A 16,729-nucleotide genomic window follows, 5' to 3' on the forward strand; every position below is an offset into this window, starting at 1 on the left:
TGACTATTTCATCGAGTTTCTTGATAAAACATCAAATGTTCGTTAAAGAAAAAAATAAAACAGATTAGATTGTAGGAATAATAAAAGAGGTTAATGTTCTAAAAGTAAGTTGAAGAAGTTAAGCGTCTTTGAAATATTTTAATCGTAATATTCCGAAAACTCGTGGGTGCTTTTTGGAATGCAAAACATTATTTAAAATTAACCTTAGCAGAAACTTTTTATTTGTTTTTCAGTGATTCCTTTAATGACTTCCAGTTCACTAATCAAAAATTCATATGCATCATCCAACATTTTTTTTTCGCTTGAATTAAGTGCTTTTTCTTTCTTCATTCGCATTAAATCACGTACAACTTCAGCGCCTTCTTGTATTTCACCCGTTTTTATTTTGTTCGTGTTTACTATATACCTTTGCTTCCACGGCAGTAACCTATCTGATTCTCCATGCTGAAAAATGTGTATAATGTGTTTTAATGCACGTATATCAGTAACTGGCCGTATATTTGAACTCAATATTTTACGCGTTGGAATCATAACTGTCATATTACTTATTGACATTCTTATGACATAATACTGTTGTTTTTCCTCTAAGAATTGTTTTTCTTCTATGGCTTCAATTGTACCTGCTCCGTGCATTGGATAAACAATGTTATCGCCAATTTGAAACATATAATCCACCTCCATATATGGGAACTTAACTTAAGGTTATCATATATGGAGTTAGATATCAAATTTTTAATGATAACATGGTCATTTATTGGTGTCAATAACTTTTTTAAAAAAACAACATCAAAACAAGAGGGAACCTGTGGGATTCCCACTTTCATAACCAATGATATGCTTTTACTATGTTGAGGGCCCAGCGGGTGAATAACCCGTGGAGGTTCAAGTCCTCTCGGCCGAAAAGAGTGAGGTTGAAGTAATACTCACTCTTTTTTAGAAATAACACTCCTGAAAACAGCTAAAAATACAACAAATCTTGGATAGCCTACGTGTAATCGGAAATGAAGCTGCTGGAGCGTCCCCCGAGGTTATTTAGTTACTATTTTATAATTTCTCTCTTAAAAAGCAGCGAGCGGCATTTAATCACTTTCATTAGCGAAAAGAGTACGAGCTGTTTGGATAAAGACATCTGTTGCTTTAGAGATATCTTTCATATCTGGAACAGCTATACCGATTTCTCTAAACGTGTTCGGCTTTAATTCACGAAAAACGACATTTTCCGGTAGTGATAGAATGTTTTTTTTCGTTGTAATTGTAATTCCTAATCCTTCTTGTACCATACATAATGCTGTGTCTATATAATCAATAACAAACCGTACTTTAGGTTTCAATTTAAAATCTTTGAATAAAGAGTGAATTTGTAACTCATAACCGCCTCTTCCAAGTAATATATCCTCATCTTGTAAGTCGGGAATACCTATTGTTTCTTTCTGATATAAAGGATGACTCGAGTGCATAATGACAATCAATTGATCTTTCGTTAAGGGCACGATATCGAAATCTTCTGCGGGAGGAATAATCATTCCTACATCAACACATTTAGAACGTAACCATTCTTTGACTTGATCTACACTTCCTTCCGAAATCTTGACTTCAAGACCAGGATACTTATCTTCCATTGTCCGTATAATTTTGGGAATAAACCTTTTGCACGCAGTTGGGTAAGCTCCAATATGAACCTTGCCTATTTCTAATCCTTGTTCAGCTGCAATTAATTCATCTACTTTCTGGAATTCACTCAGGATATTTCTAAAATTAATTAAGACACGCTCTCCTATATCAGTAAAAAACAACCCGTTCTTCTTATTTCTCTTAATTAACTTCGTCCCTAATTGCGATTCAATCGTTGCTACGGCACGACTTACCGCAGGCTGTGTCATGTGCAGCTCTTCACCGGCTTTTGTAAAACTTCCTGTTTCCGATATCTTAACAATCAGTTGAATTTGTGATCTATTCATATCGTTATTGTTATCTCCTATATGATTAATATGCATTTTATCTATGATGAAATCTAATGTACCATAAAAGAGAATGAAACTTCAAGATAATAACAATAACCGTAGACAAGCGGAAGACATTCAACAAGAGCTGGATAAGAATCACAAGGAATTTCAGAATATGTGATCCGTATTTGAGATGTATTCCAAACTATGCTCGACTGAAAAGGTTCCTAGTTTTTTGTTATCACTAATCAACTCAACCTTAAAAAGGAGAGAAGTATGATGAATACTAGTGAAAAAAGAAGATCGGGGTTTTGTTCGCAATGCGTTTCAAAATGCGGGGTTATATCCATTACGGAAAATGATCAGTTAAAAAAGGTGATTCCAGATAAAAGTCATCCGAATGGGGGAATCTGCCCAAAAGGAGCGTCAGCCCCTCCGATAATCAATCATCCTGATCGTATTCTTTTCCCTTTAAAAAGAACGAATCCAAAAGGGGAAGAACCGAAATGGAAAAGAATAAAATGGGAAGAAGCCTTACAAACCATTGCTGATAAGTTAAAACAGATCAGTTCTGAAACAGGGGCAGAGTCGGTAGCATACACTTTTCCAACTGTCGGTGCGAGCGGAAGTTTTAACTGGGGGCCATATCTGCAGCGCTTGATGAATCTTTACGGCACTCCCAACTATATTTCCCATACAAATGTCTGCCAATGGGCAAGGGACGAGGGATCAAAATACACGTATGGTGTTGGATTACCTCAACCCGACTTTGAACATGCTAATTTAATATTGATATGGGGACACAATCCGGCAGATACGAATCTTCAGACTTGGAAAAGGCTCATGGAAGCGAAAAAAAGGGGGAGCAAACTAGTCGTAATTGACCCGCGCCGTACAACGACAGCTGCAGCGGCAGATTTATGGATTGCTCCGAATCATGGAACTGATAGTGCCTTAATATTAGGCTGTATTCGCTTTTTACTTGAGAATCATTCATTTGATCATAAATTTCTGCTTAATTGGACCAATGCCCCCTTCTTAGTGGATAAGCAAACGGGGAAATTCCTTCGACCGGAAAATCATCATCCATATGAATTTTTAGCTCTTGATAAGAATCAGAAGCCATATAAAATTGATACCCGGGAAGATCCTCAAACATGGTCAGAAAATATTTTACTTACAGGTGAATATACAAATGGAGGCGTTTCTTCAGAAACTGTTTTTTCTCAATTAATGAAAAGAGTCTCTTCTTTTACGATTGAAAATGTGGAAAAAATAACGGGTGTTTCATATGGAAAATTAGTCGAACTTGGGGAATTATTAAGCGATGTAGATCCGATATCTTATTATTCATGGAATGGCTTAGAACAGCATGTAAATAGTTCATCAACTAATCGAGCATTGTGTATCCTTTATAGTCTGACCGGTCATTTTGATAAACAGGGAGGAAATATTATCCTCCCATCTTTACCAGTTAATCTAATTAAAGATCAAAACTTGATTCCGCTGTCACAACAACAGAAGCGTTTAGGAATAGAGAAGAGGCCCCTGGGTGCTCCGAAACTTTCCGCAACAGGGTATGATTTTGCCGATGCTGTATTGAACGAAACGCCTTATCTTATGAGAGCGTTATTAAGTTTTGGGAGTAATATGGTCACACAAAACCCGGGAAGCGGAAACATGATTGAGGCCTTAAAAAAACTGGAATTTCATGTCCATGTCGATATGTTTCATAGCCCTATGACAAGGTTTGCAGATATTGTATTACCTGCTGCGCATGCCTGGGAGTCACCAAGTCTGTTGGCTGGTTTTGAAGGGAGTTTACAAACGGCTCAACATATTCAATATAAGCCTGCAATGTCAAAGGCCCCTGGGGAAACTCGTCCTGACCTGCAAATCATAATGGATCTGGCATTAGAAATGGGTAATGGAGATCATTTTTGGAATGGAGATATTGAAGCAGCGTTTAACTACTATCTTGAACCTTTGAATTTAACATTAGACCAACTTCGTTCTCAGCCTGCAGGGATATCAGTTCCGTTACAAGTAAGCTATTGTAAATATAGTGAAAAACTGAATGAAGAAGTCAGTGGCTTTTCCACCCCAACGAGGAAGTTGGAGATTTATTCCGAGTTTTTGTTACAGCATGGGTATGACCCGCTGCCCCAATTTGAAAAACCATTAACTGTTCCGCATTATCAGGATAAATCAAATGATTTTCCGTTAATTCTTTCTTCAAATAAATTAAAATCTTTTTGTCATAGCCAGCATCGAAACATTGCTAAACTAAGGAAAATGCATCCTGATCCTTTTGTTGAGATTCACCCGAAAACAGCTCAAATGTATAAATTAAATGATGGTGAATGGATTCAATTGGCATCTCCTCATGGCAGAATAAAGGCAGTCACTCGAATGACGCAAAGTATACCCGTAGGTACGGTATATACTCAAGCAGGATGGTGGGATAAGTGTGATGAACTAGAGTTATTAAGATTTGATCCATTTTCAGCTGTAGGGGCAAACGTGAATCAATTGGTAGGGATAGAGCAGCTGGATCCTATGTCAGGTTCCGAACCTTTAAAATCATATCGTTGCCAGATTTATAAGATGTCATAGATTAATTCTTTACAAATTAAGTATTAATGATAAGTGATAGAATACATTTAAGCTGATGGCTCCTTAGCGTTGGAGAAATCAGCTTTTTTCAATAAAAGGGTTATAAAGGTTTTATGTAAAAACGGTGGTGTTGCCCCAGACTGGTGACTTTATATGACCAAGGTAAACGCAACGTCCTTCAGATATCTGATCACTAAGTTGAATTTATGGTTTTTCATATCATTTTTGTTATCTCCAATATAATTAATATGCATTTTATTTATGTAATAACTTCATGTACCATTAGATAGAATTAAACTTCAAGAAATCAATCGGAGGTAATTGGTATGATCAATCGTAATAGATTATTTCTATTTGCACTTATACTGGCTGCATTTAATCTGAGACCGGGTATCACTTCAGTTAGCCCAGTTCTACACGGAATAACGGAGGAACTAAGCATGAGTTCGATGTCAGCGAGTTTACTCACGTCTATTCCTTTAATATGTTTTGGTTTTTGTTCATTATTTGCTGGTCGTTTAGCCAATCGCTATCAATCAGAGAAAATTATCACATTCTTTATCGCCTGTATAGGTGTTGCAACGTTTCTGCGTTTCTTTTCAAATTCCTCAATATACCTATTAATAACGGCTTTGTTTATTGGTGCAGGAATTGGGATTGTAAGCCCTCTGCTCTCTGGCTTCATCAAAAGTTACTTTCCAGAGAATGCTGCATCCATGATAGGCATATATTCTACGTCAATGGTCGTTGGTGCATCTATTTCTATTGGGCTGACAACACCACTTCAACACATACTAAATGATTCATGGAAAAACGGATTAGCATTCTGGAGTATTTTTGCTCTATTCGCTCTTCCACTTTGGTTTATGGTCACAAAACACGCTCATCATCACACCAATCAATCGTCAAAAAAAAGTCGTGCATCTTTACCATTAAAAAATAAAGAGGCCTGGTTATTAACTTCTTTTGTAGGGCTTGTAACTCTTTTATTTTATTGTTTTGCAGCTTGGCTGCCAGCAATTGTAGAGGAAAAAGGAGAAACTGCGGCATTCGGCGGACTCATCGGTACAATATCTATGCTTGCACAGCTGCCGGCTACTCTTTTATTGCCTAGTCTCTTAAAGGTCATGCCAAGCAGAAGATTTTGGATTACATTCCTCACCCTCAGCGTGATGATCGGTTTATCCCTGTTATGTTTTACAAACGTAACACCTATTGTTGCAAGCATATGTTTAGGAATTGGCAGCGGTGGTCTTGTTTCACTTACTTTATTATTACCAATAGATAAGACAGCTTCACCTATAGAAGCAAGCACTTGGTCAGCAATGACTCAAGCCATTGGGTATATGATTGGTGCAGTGGGGCCATTTATCATCGGTTTTCTACATGATTATTTAGGAAGTTTTGTTCCTACATTATATCTTCTTATCACCTTAGGTTTGATTATTATCTTACTAGGTTGGAAACTCACTAAACCAGCTAATGTTTTAGAAGAGGAGATACCTGTAAAATTATAACGATTGGGAACAAATTTATGCTGATAAATTTGCTCGGTCGGGAAACGTCCCTGAAGAATGCAAACAATGGGGTTCTTTTTGGATCGAAAGCGCATCTGCACTGTCCCTGACGAAAAAAACATTGCTTCTTTGAAGGCAGCCTGCGAACAAATAACGAAGCTATTTTCGATACAGAGGTGAAAAATCATGCCAACAAATGAAAAAATGAGTAAGCAAAGCAAAGTCATTCTCTTCATTTTAATTTTAGGGAATTTTCTATGCCTAATCAGTGAAACTGTAATGAATGTGGCATTGCCCAGTATCATTTCAACATTGCACGTTACAACAAGCACTGCCCAATGGCTATCAACCGGCTATATGCTTATCATCGGAATATCCGTACCGGTATCAGCCTTTTTAATTCAACGGTTTACACTAAGGCAACTGTTTATCACAGCGATGTGTTTATATGTGATTGGTTCATTGATTGGTTATATTACGCCATTCTTCTCTTTACTCTTTATTGGCCGTATGATTCAAGCATTGGGAACAGGTATTGTTTTACCATTAGTCATGAGTACAATGTTAACACTTGTACCGGTAAGTATACGCGGAACTGTGATGGGAATATTCAACGTAGCGATTTTGTTTGCTCCGGCGATCGGACCTGTCATTTCTGGTTTAATTATTCAATATTATTCATGGCGAATTGTTTTCTTAGGTCTTTTGATTGCAGCGGTGCTCATTTTGATAATAGCTGTCTTTAAACTTCACAATGTATCTGAAACATCTAAACCGACGATTCACATTCCATCCGTGATTCTTTCGACAGTTGGGTTTGGCGGAGTTGTTTATGGATTTAGTACAGCTGGTGAAGCATCTGGATGGGGAAACCCAATCGTATGGATTACGCTTGTTGTTGGTGTGCTGGCTCTTGCTTTCTTCGTCAGACAGCAAACAAAGCTTTCGTCACCCATGATCAGCATGAAACCATTTACGTCATCCGTTTTTTCAAGAGCGATGTTTCTGATGTTTCTCATTATGATGATTCAGTTTTCGATGATGCTTATTTTACCTCTTTACTTTCAAACAGCTGCCGGCTTGACACCATTAGGCACGGGATTTCTTATGCTGCCTGGCGGAATCACGCTGGCATTTACAGCGATGATTGGCGGGAGATTGTTTGATAAGGTTGGTTTTAAACCGCTGATCATCATTGGTTTACTTCTTATAATGATCGTTTTAAGTTTATTTACTCAGATTTCAAACGAAACGGCTACGACAACAGCTGCCATTCTTTATGCAGCATTTACAATTGGAGTAGGGTTGAGTATAGGGCCGGTGATGACTCTAGGGCTAAATCAAGTTCCTAAACAGCTGCATGCCCATGGATCAGCAATTTCAAATACCATTAACCAAGTATCTGGTGCAATCGGTCCGGCTCTTTATACAAGTATTATGGCTGCGGCTTCGCAGCATTATATTCAACATACAAACGAAGCCAACAAAACTATGCTGAACATACAAAGTATGACCCAAGGTATTCATACAGTTTATCGTGCAGCGATTGTCTTTGCGGCTGTCTGTTTCATTCTAGCCCTTACTTTAAAGAAAAAAGACCAATATCTTGAAACAGATAATGATGATTTATCGTAAGATTAAAACCAAAAAAGAAAGGTCATTTTCTTAAAATATACATCGGCTAGTAAGGAAAAACGGTTTTCATTTCAATTAAATCAATCCATTGATCAGTGACACAACATAGGTAATGAATGTTAAATCATTTCATCCTAATGAGATTCGGAGAAGTGGGGAATTAAGGGTGTTTTTTACTCGCCAATTATTAACCATAATTCATTCAAACTTATAGAAATGATGTAATGTGGTGTTAGAAGGTGTAATGAAAATAGCTTTCATAATCAGTGCTACGGATTCACTATGTTAAGGCCCAGCGGGTGAATAACCCGTGGAGGTTCAAGTCCTCTCGGCCGCCTCTGAATGATACCAAGGGTTTTTGACAACCTTTGGTATTTTTTGTTTCTTTTTAAAAAATGTGTTTTGTGACCAAAAGAGTCCACTACTAATAGTAGTCGTCCGGTTTGCCAGCCATCTTTTGAAGAGTCTTTTATTTTTCTTAGTGTATCGGTTATTCTGCTGACTGCGTGCGGCGGAAATAAATATGATAATTCGATTAATGAAATGATAAAATAGGAAAGAAAGCCAAAAAGAAATGAGAGCAGATTCAGATGAGTAACACAAGAATAACTCATCGTGATCGTATTCGTACACATTTTTACAGAGGAGGACAATTATGATTGGAATACTGGCAGGAATGGGGCCAAAATCTACTGGGCCATTTGTAGATAAGGTAGTAGACGAGTGCCAAAAAATATATGGAGCAGTACATGATATGGATTTCCCTCATATGATGATTTATTCTTGTCCGACTCCTTTCTATATGAATAAACCTCTCAATCATACGGACATGGAAAAGGCAATTATTGAGGGGGCTGTAAAGCTTGAAAAAACGGGTGTTGATTTTATTGCCATCCCATGTAATACCGCACATATCTATTTTAATCAAATAAAAAAATCGCTTTCAGTCCCTTTACTAAACATGGTTGATGAAACCATAAAAAAAATACCTAGAGGCTCAAAAAAAGCAGCTCTTTTAGCCACCTATCCTACGGTTCAATCTGGAATATTTCAAGAAGCGTTAAACAGAGAAGGTTATGATTTTTTACATCAAGATAGTTGGCAAATCTATGTCGATCACATAATAGAAAAGATTAAACAAGGTCAAATCGATGAGGCTGGTACATTATATGATGAATTACACCGTGAATTAGCAGAAAAGGTTGATACGGTTATCATTGCATGTACGGATTTAAATATGGTCACGGATCAAAAAAGCAGCGAACTTACCTTTGTTGATTCATCAGCTTGTCTCGCTCAAGCCATTGTAAATAAGTATGTATCATTAACAAAATAAGCCGTCTGATTTATCAGCAAATGCAGGGCGCTTTTTTTTCGTTAAAGCGCCCAGCTTCGGCAAATACATGATCCTCGATTACTTCTTGAATGTAACTTCCCCGTGTTATTGTTCCTTTAACATTGAATATTTTCGATACGCTTTATAGTAACTGATGCCGAAGATAACAGCCATAAGAGCGGGAAGCGACCTTAGAAGGGCAAATGGAGTTTCAAATAAAAATGCTTTCCAAAACATTGCGCCTTCCATACTCCACAGACCTTCAGCTAAATACAAACCTGAATCCTTGTAAATCAAATAAGAATAAAATAAGCAAAGTAAACCAAAACAAGATGAATAACTCATTAATCTTTTATAATAACTACTCTTTGATTGGCGATCCGAGAAGATTTCATTTTGATCATCATCTTCTTTTTGCCAATATCGAGTTCCGCTGAGCCATGGGCTGTTTATATAACTCCAGCCGAAGTCTTCATAGATCTCTCTGTAGTTCTTGAATTTTTTCTTTGATAAATAATCTTGATAATCCAGTCGCATCACATATTTTTTGTCGGTTTTTTCGAAAGTGTATATTCCTAATCCGCTGATATTTGTACAGCGATAGCCTTTTTGTAATTGCTCGTTCAGCCATTGCTCCTCTTTTTCAATATCAAAAAACATCTTAAATGTCTTCATTCGATTCACTTCCTTCGTACAGGGATAAAATATGCAGTAACCTGTTTTGTTCCATTTTCAAAATGGCGCTTCCTTCCGCAGTTATCATATAAACTTTTCTCCGGCCCGACTCTCCGACAGGTTCAATCCAGCCATGCTTATTCAAGTTTTCAATCGCGCCGTATAATGTGCCGGCCGCTAAAATAACAGTTCCGTTACTCATCTTTTCGATCTTCTGCATGGCGGCATAGCCATGAAGCGGCTCCCGCAGAGCTAATAAAATATAATGCATGGTTTCAGACAGCGGTAATAATTTATGTTTCATATCCTCATCCTCTATTCAGTCTGACTATATAGTTAAACTTAATACAGTTCAACTGAATAGTCAAGAGTCTTTTCAAAATTTGTCAAAGGAACTTGAAAATCAAATCTAAAAAGCCGCTTTTCTTACGTAATGGGAAGCGGCTTCTGGGTAGTCCTATTCAATTAAATGGCCCGATTGTTGGTTGTAATGCCTAACTTCAGTGTTTGAAATGCCGGGCGGTAATAAGCTTTATCGAATGCCCAGGGTATAAATAACCCATGAATGTCCAAATCCTCTCAGCCGCATTAAAAATACCAAGGGTTTTGAGTCCCTTGGTATTTTTTGTTCATTGTATGATGATGTAAACTTCTGACTTATTTAATGGCTGTCGTTCCAGTTTTTCTCTAGAAATGTATTCACAGGCTCTAAGTTGGTTTTGTTCGCAATTTCAATGACAGCGGGAACCACGGAAGGGTCTGTTTTGGAGAAGTTAGGAATCCGCGGATCTAACCGGAAAAAGCGATCTCCCAGCAGATTCGCACTGACCATGGATTCATAGTAGCCATTTCCGCCGGAGATCATCTGAAGAAATGGCAGTAATGGTTCATTAGGCGACCTGTCCAAAAGGACTCCCCAATTTGGAGGAAGGTTCTTCAGATTTTCGGGACGTATGTTATCCGCACTTACCATTCCCCACCCCCTCGTATCTCTTCTTAACCGAGTCGGGGCTTCGCCTGTACCGATGGATAGCGCCGCAATTAGATCCAATGGCACGTTGGCTTTACCAACCGCAAACGCGATACTGGCCGTACTGGGGTTCGTTGCCACTACATATCCGTCCACGTAGTTTTGATAGGCGCGCTGCGTTGCGGGAGCACCGCTGCTCCGCAGTATGACATCACTCACTTTCTCATTTAAATAGGGAGAGCCGGGAAAGTTGTGAAATAATACGGGCGTCCAACGATCCAGTGCTGGGGAGTATAGTTTGAATGAAGGGACAACAATTCGTTTTCTTAGATCTTTAAGGCGAAGGCCTGGCGGGAAAAAGTTTCGTACCGCTTTAATAAAACCGGAATATGGCAATTGTTGATTGAAAACAGGTCCTCCCGGCCGGGAAGTGCTGAATGCGGGCAGGATTTCATCCTCAAAATACTGAAGTGTTTCCTTCGGAGATCTTCCGCTTGCTAATGCAAGGGCAGTAAATGAACCGATTGAATTTCCCGCAAATACATGGGTTCGGCTTATCAATGCTGGATTTTCTTCAGCCAGTCTGTTCAATAGCTGTAAACTTAAAGCACCTAAGGTACCGCCCCCGTCAAAGGTCATGATTCGATACTTTGCCAAAGCTGATTTCTCCTTTCTGATGAAAACTATCATTTAGTATATGTTCAACCAGAGTCTATTGTATGGATGAATGAATATCTTCTTATCTTAAATTACCAATCCAGCGAGTTGGGAAAGAATACGTTTTTTATTTAAAGAGGTTTTTTCCGGGAAGAAGGAGAATTATTTAAAAATAAAAGGGGGAAAACACTTGAATACGATTGACCTTATTATTTTAAATTTTGAAGAAGTAAGACGGCGAAGCATCAAGTTATGGACAGCTATACCTGAGGAAAAAATGGACTGGCGCCCGGATTCCGAAGCCATGTCGTGTAAAGAAATGATAAGACACATATTAGAAGCGGAATTTCTTTATCATCAAATTTTAATGAAAAATATGAGTGAGTTTTCAGAGGAAACTATTAATCCTTATGAATCAAAAATGTTTACCACAGTAACCGAAGAATTAGAATTTGCAAAACCGTATCGGGCCGAGTTTTTGACATTCATCAAATCGTTAAACGAAGCAGATTTAACAAATATAAAGATTGACAGGTCTGATGTTGGATATATTCGCGAACTAGGAGACATGTTATTAAGAATCGCTTACCATGAGTCCGTACATACTGGTCAGCTTTTAGACTATCTCAGAACTGCTGAAGTGGACAGGCCTTTAATTTGGGACTAGTTAAATGATAGAGTTTTACAAGGAAAGCGGAAAGAATGGAATATAAACCGATTAATTTTCAAGAGAAATTAGCTGCGTTCCAAGATCAATGGTCTCCAAAAGTAATCGCTGAAATGAATGATTATCAATTTAAACTTGTTAAGGTACAAGGGGATTTTGTTTGGCATAAGCATGACGAAACAGATGAAGTCTTCATTGTCATTAAGGGTAATTTGATCATTGAATTTCGTGATGGAGAAGTAACATTAAATGAAGGTGAAATGTTTGTCATTCCGAAAAATGTTGAACATAAACCTTATGCAGAATCAGAGTGTAACATTTTGCTTGTAGAGCCTAAAGGTGTTGTAAATACCGGGCAGGAAATAACTGATCAAACAGCTGAAAATGATGTCTGGGTCTAGCCTGTAACAAAAAACGATCAAAACTCCGAAAGATCGAATGACGATTAGAGAAAATGATCAGGAAAACCAATTAAGAATGATTTAAGGTTAAATATTGAAAAATTTGTTAATATTATAATATATTGTTTGAAAATGTAATCATTTTATAAGGAGTTTTCTAATTGCGTTGGAGTAAATGGTTCAATATTTTTTGCATAGCAGCATTGGGATCAGTATATGGCTATAAATTGTTTACTAACCAAGAAGTCAGTACGGCTCGTGCAATCATAGCTGCTGCAATTATCTTGTGGAACGTTGTCGGACTTTTTAGCAAAGAACCAGTAAAACAAACACAGCAAGCAAACTAAAAGTCAAAAACACAAAAAGTTGGTACAGAAGGATGCTGCAGCGTACAGCATCCTTTTTCGCAGTCTCCCTTTTTACGCTGCTTATCATAAACATTTAAGTTTCATCAAGCATCCAGAATCTGTTGTATCGATAAATAAAAATTATCCTAAAATGTGCCGGTTCATCAAAATACCAGTCCAAGCTGCAGTTATTTCTTTACATAGTATGTAAAGATTAAAAGATGAGAGAAGGAGTGGCGTAATGTATTATAACGAAGGTGAAGATCAACAGTACGTTCAGAGGAAAAAGCCATACAACGAAGCCTGTGACCTTGGCCATGATTTTGATATGGCGGAAGACGAAGCAAGAGCAGAAGCAGCAAGAGAAGCAGAAGCGAGAGCCAGAGCGGAAGAGGCGATAGCAAGAGCGGAAGAAGCAAGAGCCAGAGCAGCAGAAGCAGCAAGAGCAACGGCAGAAGCAAAGGTAAAAGCGGCAAAATTAGCAGCAAAAGCGAAATGTAAAAAACGTCATAAGAAAGAGAAAAAACAGGATTGCAAACGTAAGCACAAGAAGAAAAAATAAGAGCTTTTCATCATGTAAAAGATAAGATTCAATGTGTATTGATTTTATCCGTACAGGGGTGCAAAAACGATAAAGAATAAGATTCTTGTCGGGGGATCAAGCAGAAAGATTGCTCAGCCGGTGTCTCAGCAGAACCACGCATGGCAGGACAAACATAATTTTCTATGGACTTCCATAGTTTGGTCGGGATATCACGCCAATAATTGTAAGTGCCTATCATGATAAAAAAGGCAGGAGAGACAAGAGTTTCGGCAGCTTGCCGCTCTTGTCTTTTTTTTGTTTTTATATCATCTTCGCGTATATGTATCTATTTTTAAGTTTGCAGAACATCTGTCTAAGAATTTGTCCCATCCCTACATATACTGGTATCGGAATCAAATGCTTATTGGGAGTGAAATAGATGGGATCAGCACAGTTAACAGGACGCGTCATCTTCAAAGGGGACCCCGGCTATACACAGGCGGTTAAGAATTGGAACCCTTATGTTGATGTCTGTCCGCTTGTCTTTGTTTTTGCACAAAATTCATACGATGTAAGTAATGCTATTAAATGGGCTCGTGAGAAGAATGTGCCTATGCGTGTCAGAAGCGGCCGCCATGCTCTGGATAAAAATCTTTCCACGGTAAGTGATGGGATTGTTATTGATGTGAGTGACATGAATAAAGTTTTCTTAGATGAAAAAAACGCGGTAGCAACCGTTCAAACCGGCATTCACGTCGGCCCGCTTGTAAAAGGTTTAGCTCGGGAAGGTTTTATGGCCCCGTTCGGAGACAGTCCAACCGTCGGAATCGGAGGAATCACAATGGGAGGCGGATTTGGAGTGCTTTCACGATCGATCGGCCTGATAAGCGATAACCTTCTCGCACTGAAAATGGTAGATGCCAAAGGCAGGATCATACAAGCAAATCAATCCCGCAATGAAGATTTACTGTGGGCTTCCAGAGGCGGCGGGGGAGGCAATTTCGGATATAACACCCAATATACGTTCAAAGTTCACCGTGCCCCTAAAACCGCAACCGTCTTTAATATTATTTGGCCGTGGGAACAGTTAGAAACGGTATTTAAAGCGTGGCAAAAATGGGCGCCGTTTACAGACGAACGATTAGGATGCTACCTTGAGATTTACAGCAAGGTAAATGGCTTGTGCCATGCGGAAGGATTGTTCCTCGGTTCAAAACCAGAGCTGATTCAATTATTAAAACCTTTATTAAATGCCGGAACGCCGGCACAAACAGTAATCAAAACATTATACTACCCGGATTGTATAGATTTCTTAGATCCTGACGAACCGATTCCCGGCAGATCTGATCAGAGTGTTAAATTCTCCTCGGCGTGGGCGCTCAATCTTTGGCCGGAAGAACCTATTGCAGTAATGAGACAATTTTTAGAAAAAGCGACTGGGACAGAAACCAATTTCTTTTTTATCAATTGGGGCGGCGCGATAAGCAGAGTACCAAGCAGTGAAACAGCCTTCTATTGGCGCCGTCCGTTGTTTTATACGGAATGGACGGCCAGTTGGAAAAATAAATCACAAGAAGCTTCGAATCTTGCATCAGTTGAAAGAGTGCGTCAGCTGATGAAACCATATGTAACAGGTTCATATGTGAATGTTCCGGATCAAAATATCGAGAACTTCGGAAAAGCATATTATGGCTCAAACTTTGCAAGGCTTCAAAGAATAAAGGCGAAATACGATCCCGAAAATGTATTCCGTTTTCCGCAAAGCATCCCGCCATCGTATAAATAGTTTGATCGTTTTGGGAAACAAATAAAAAACACACCAGAACATTCAGGTGTGTTTTTATCGTTGCTAAATTTGGTTATTCAATTGCATCCCAGTGCGGATTCCAAACGATTTCCCATAGGTGCCCGTCGGGTCTTGGAAGTGACCGGAGTATCCGCCCCAAAAAGTATCATGAGCGGGATCAGTTATCGTTGCTCCTGCCTGTTTTGCCTGTTCCATGACTTTATCGGCTTCAGCTTTACTGCCAACATTATGTCCTCATGTAAATTCTGCAGGGCTTGGCGCAGTTAACGTAACGTTTGTTTCATGTGCGATGTCTTTGCGGTTCCAAATGGCAAGTTTCAGTCCTGTTTGTAAGTCAAAAAAGGCAGCTGCGCCATGTTCAAATTCTGTACCGGCTATTCCCTCTGTAGGCAGACCCAAGCCATCCCGATAGAAGTGAAGCGATTTTTCTAAATTGTCTGCGCCTAAAGTAATTACTGTAATCCGCGGCTTCATAGCAATCATTGATCAAGAGCAATATAAAGTATTGGACATTTTCATTGAAAAGATTTTGACATTTCAGTAAAGAACCTATATATTCATATATGAGCACATAATCATATAAGGTTATTTTTTTGTCCATGTTAGAATGCTTCATAACAGAAAAGAAATAATAAATGCAGTGTATGAGATAAGGAGGAGATTTTTATGGGGCACAATCACAATCACGCTGGCGGAGCCAATAAGAAGGTTTTATTGATCTCTTTTATCATGATTACAGGTTATATGATAATAGAAGCGATAGGCGGATTTGTAACCAATAGTTTAGCGCTTTTGTCAGATGCAGGCCATATGCTGAGTGACTCGATCTCATTAATGGTTGCTCTGATTGCTTTTAAATTGGCCGAAAAAAAGGCAAGTCATCATAAGACATTCGGCTACAAACGATTTGAGATTCTCGCAGCTGTGATAAACGGTGTTGCATTAATATTGATTTCCCTTTATATCATTTATGAAGCAATCAAACGTTTCTCTCATCCGCCGGAGGTAGCAACAACCGGCATGCTGACGATTAGTATCATCGGGTTAGCTGTGAATATATTGGTCGCTTGGATTATGCTGAACGGCGGAGATACAAAGAATAACCTGAACATAAGAGGGGCTTACTTACATGTGATAAGTGACATGCTCGGATCTGTAGGTGCCATACTGGCTGCGATCCTTATCATCTTCTTCGGGTGGAGCTGGGCAGATCCAGTGGCCAGTGTCATTGTAGCTATTCTTGTGCTGAGAAGCGGTTATCATGTGACGAAAGACTCCATTCACGTATTAATGGAAGGAACTCCGGAAAATATCGATGTCACTGACATCATTCATACAATTGAAGAGACAGAAGGAATTCAAAGCATTCATGATTTACACATATGGTCTATCACAAGCGGATTGAATGCTCTTTCCTGCCACGCAGTTGTTAACGATCAACTGACCATTTCTGAAAGTGAAAGTATTTTACGCAAAATGGAACATGAACTTGGAGATAAAGGCATTACACATGTAACCATTCAAATGGAAACAGCAGCGCATAATCACGACAATACGATTCTTTGTCAGGCCCAATCTGAGAATCCGCGTGACCATCATCATTAAAGGAGGAAATAGGGACTCACTTTGTCTGCT

At 38.8% G+C, this 16,729-nt stretch carries 15 protein-coding genes and 1 pseudogene; 10 read left to right on the top strand and 6 right to left on the bottom strand.

Annotated elements, in window-relative coordinates; translation table 11 throughout:
- Positions 1 to 204 precede the first annotated feature (204 nt).
- Both NYE68_RS03085 and NYE68_RS03090 read right to left on the bottom strand, forming a co-directional pair.
- Positions 205 to 666 (bottom strand): CarD family transcriptional regulator, encoded by a 462-nt coding sequence (locus NYE68_RS03085; RefSeq protein WP_015416890.1) that lies wholly within the window; start codon positions 664 to 666, stop codon positions 205 to 207.
- A gap of 413 nt (positions 667 to 1,079) precedes the next feature.
- Complete coding sequence (locus NYE68_RS03090) at positions 1,080 to 1,958, bottom strand: LysR family transcriptional regulator (RefSeq protein WP_229041600.1); 879 nt, start codon at positions 1,956 to 1,958, stop codon at positions 1,080 to 1,082.
- Positions 1,959 to 2,222: 264 nt separating this feature from the next.
- On the opposite strand from NYE68_RS03090, the gene NYE68_RS03095 reads away from it, so the two are divergent.
- The 4 genes from NYE68_RS03095 to NYE68_RS03110 all read left to right on the top strand — a co-directional run bounded on the left by NYE68_RS03095 (position 2,223) and on the right by NYE68_RS03110 (position 9,047).
- On the top strand, positions 2,223 to 4,559 hold the full coding sequence (locus NYE68_RS03095) for a molybdopterin-dependent oxidoreductase (protein ID WP_342494039.1): 2,337 nt from the start codon (positions 2,223 to 2,225) through the stop codon (positions 4,557 to 4,559).
- 326 nt (positions 4,560 to 4,885) lie between these two features.
- Positions 4,886 to 6,076: an MFS transporter gene (locus NYE68_RS03100; RefSeq protein ID WP_229041597.1), complete on the top strand. Its 1,191-nt coding sequence runs from the start codon at positions 4,886 to 4,888 to the stop codon at positions 6,074 to 6,076.
- 183 nt (positions 6,077 to 6,259) lie between these two features.
- A complete protein-coding gene (locus NYE68_RS03105; RefSeq protein ID WP_229041637.1) occupies positions 6,260 to 7,711 on the top strand; it encodes a DHA2 family efflux MFS transporter permease subunit in 1,452 nt (483 codons plus the stop codon).
- Between the two features lie 655 nt (positions 7,712 to 8,366).
- Positions 8,367 to 9,047 carry an amino acid racemase gene (locus NYE68_RS03110; protein ID WP_064107251.1) on the top strand — a complete coding sequence of 227 codons (681 nt, stop codon included), beginning with the start codon at positions 8,367 to 8,369 and terminating at the stop codon, positions 9,045 to 9,047.
- A gap of 105 nt (positions 9,048 to 9,152) precedes the next feature.
- Here NYE68_RS03110 and NYE68_RS03115 read toward each other — a convergent pair whose 3' ends face one another.
- The 3 genes from NYE68_RS03115 to NYE68_RS03125 form a co-directional block, all read right to left on the bottom strand.
- A complete protein-coding gene (locus tag NYE68_RS03115) occupies positions 9,153 to 9,722 on the bottom strand; it encodes a DUF2812 domain-containing protein (RefSeq protein WP_064107250.1) in 570 nt (189 codons plus the stop codon).
- Entirely contained in the window at positions 9,709 to 10,026 is a 318-nt protein-coding gene (locus NYE68_RS03120; RefSeq protein WP_012116900.1) for a helix-turn-helix transcriptional regulator, read from the bottom strand. Before NYE68_RS03120 ends, NYE68_RS03115 begins: the two co-directional genes overlap by 14 nt.
- 357 nt (positions 10,027 to 10,383) lie before the next feature.
- Entirely contained in the window at positions 10,384 to 11,349 is a 966-nt protein-coding gene (locus NYE68_RS03125; protein ID WP_225046141.1) for a patatin-like phospholipase family protein, read from the bottom strand.
- Between the two features lie 190 nt (positions 11,350 to 11,539).
- Here NYE68_RS03125 and NYE68_RS03130 point away from each other — a divergent pair, with 190 nt between their 5' ends.
- The 5 genes from NYE68_RS03130 (at position 11,540) to NYE68_RS03150 (ending at position 15,073) form a co-directional block, all read left to right on the top strand.
- On the top strand, positions 11,540 to 12,016 hold the full coding sequence (locus NYE68_RS03130; RefSeq protein ID WP_324636095.1) for a DinB family protein: 477 nt from the start codon (positions 11,540 to 11,542) through the stop codon (positions 12,014 to 12,016).
- A gap of 35 nt (positions 12,017 to 12,051) precedes the next feature.
- On the top strand, positions 12,052 to 12,417 hold the full coding sequence (locus tag NYE68_RS03135) for a cupin domain-containing protein (protein ID WP_015416896.1): 366 nt from the start codon (positions 12,052 to 12,054) through the stop codon (positions 12,415 to 12,417).
- A 161-nt stretch (positions 12,418 to 12,578) separates the two neighbouring features.
- A complete protein-coding gene (locus NYE68_RS03140; RefSeq protein ID WP_061861191.1) occupies positions 12,579 to 12,764 on the top strand; it encodes a hypothetical protein in 186 nt (61 codons plus the stop codon).
- A gap of 241 nt (positions 12,765 to 13,005) precedes the next feature.
- Positions 13,006 to 13,326: a hypothetical protein gene (locus NYE68_RS03145; RefSeq protein WP_061861192.1), complete on the top strand. Its 321-nt coding sequence runs from the start codon at positions 13,006 to 13,008 to the stop codon at positions 13,324 to 13,326.
- A 400-nt stretch (positions 13,327 to 13,726) separates the two neighbouring features.
- On the top strand, positions 13,727 to 15,073 hold the full coding sequence (locus NYE68_RS03150; protein WP_060563153.1) for an FAD-binding oxidoreductase: 1,347 nt from the start codon (positions 13,727 to 13,729) through the stop codon (positions 15,071 to 15,073).
- Positions 15,074 to 15,146: 73 nt separating this feature from the next.
- On the opposite strand, the pseudogene NYE68_RS03155 reads toward NYE68_RS03150, so the two are convergent.
- Positions 15,147 to 15,568: pseudogene (locus NYE68_RS03155) on the bottom strand (VOC family protein).
- A gap of 192 nt (positions 15,569 to 15,760) precedes the next feature.
- Between NYE68_RS03155 and NYE68_RS03160 the strand changes: the two are divergent.
- Positions 15,761 to 16,699 carry a cation diffusion facilitator family transporter gene (locus NYE68_RS03160; protein ID WP_039252595.1) on the top strand — a complete coding sequence of 313 codons (939 nt, stop codon included), beginning with the start codon at positions 15,761 to 15,763 and terminating at the stop codon, positions 16,697 to 16,699.
- Positions 16,700 to 16,729 lie beyond the last annotated feature (30 nt).

This window comes from Bacillus sp. FSL R5-0447, from assembly GCF_038606125.1.
GTDB lineage: Bacteria > Bacillota > Bacilli > Bacillales > Bacillaceae > Bacillus > Bacillus velezensis.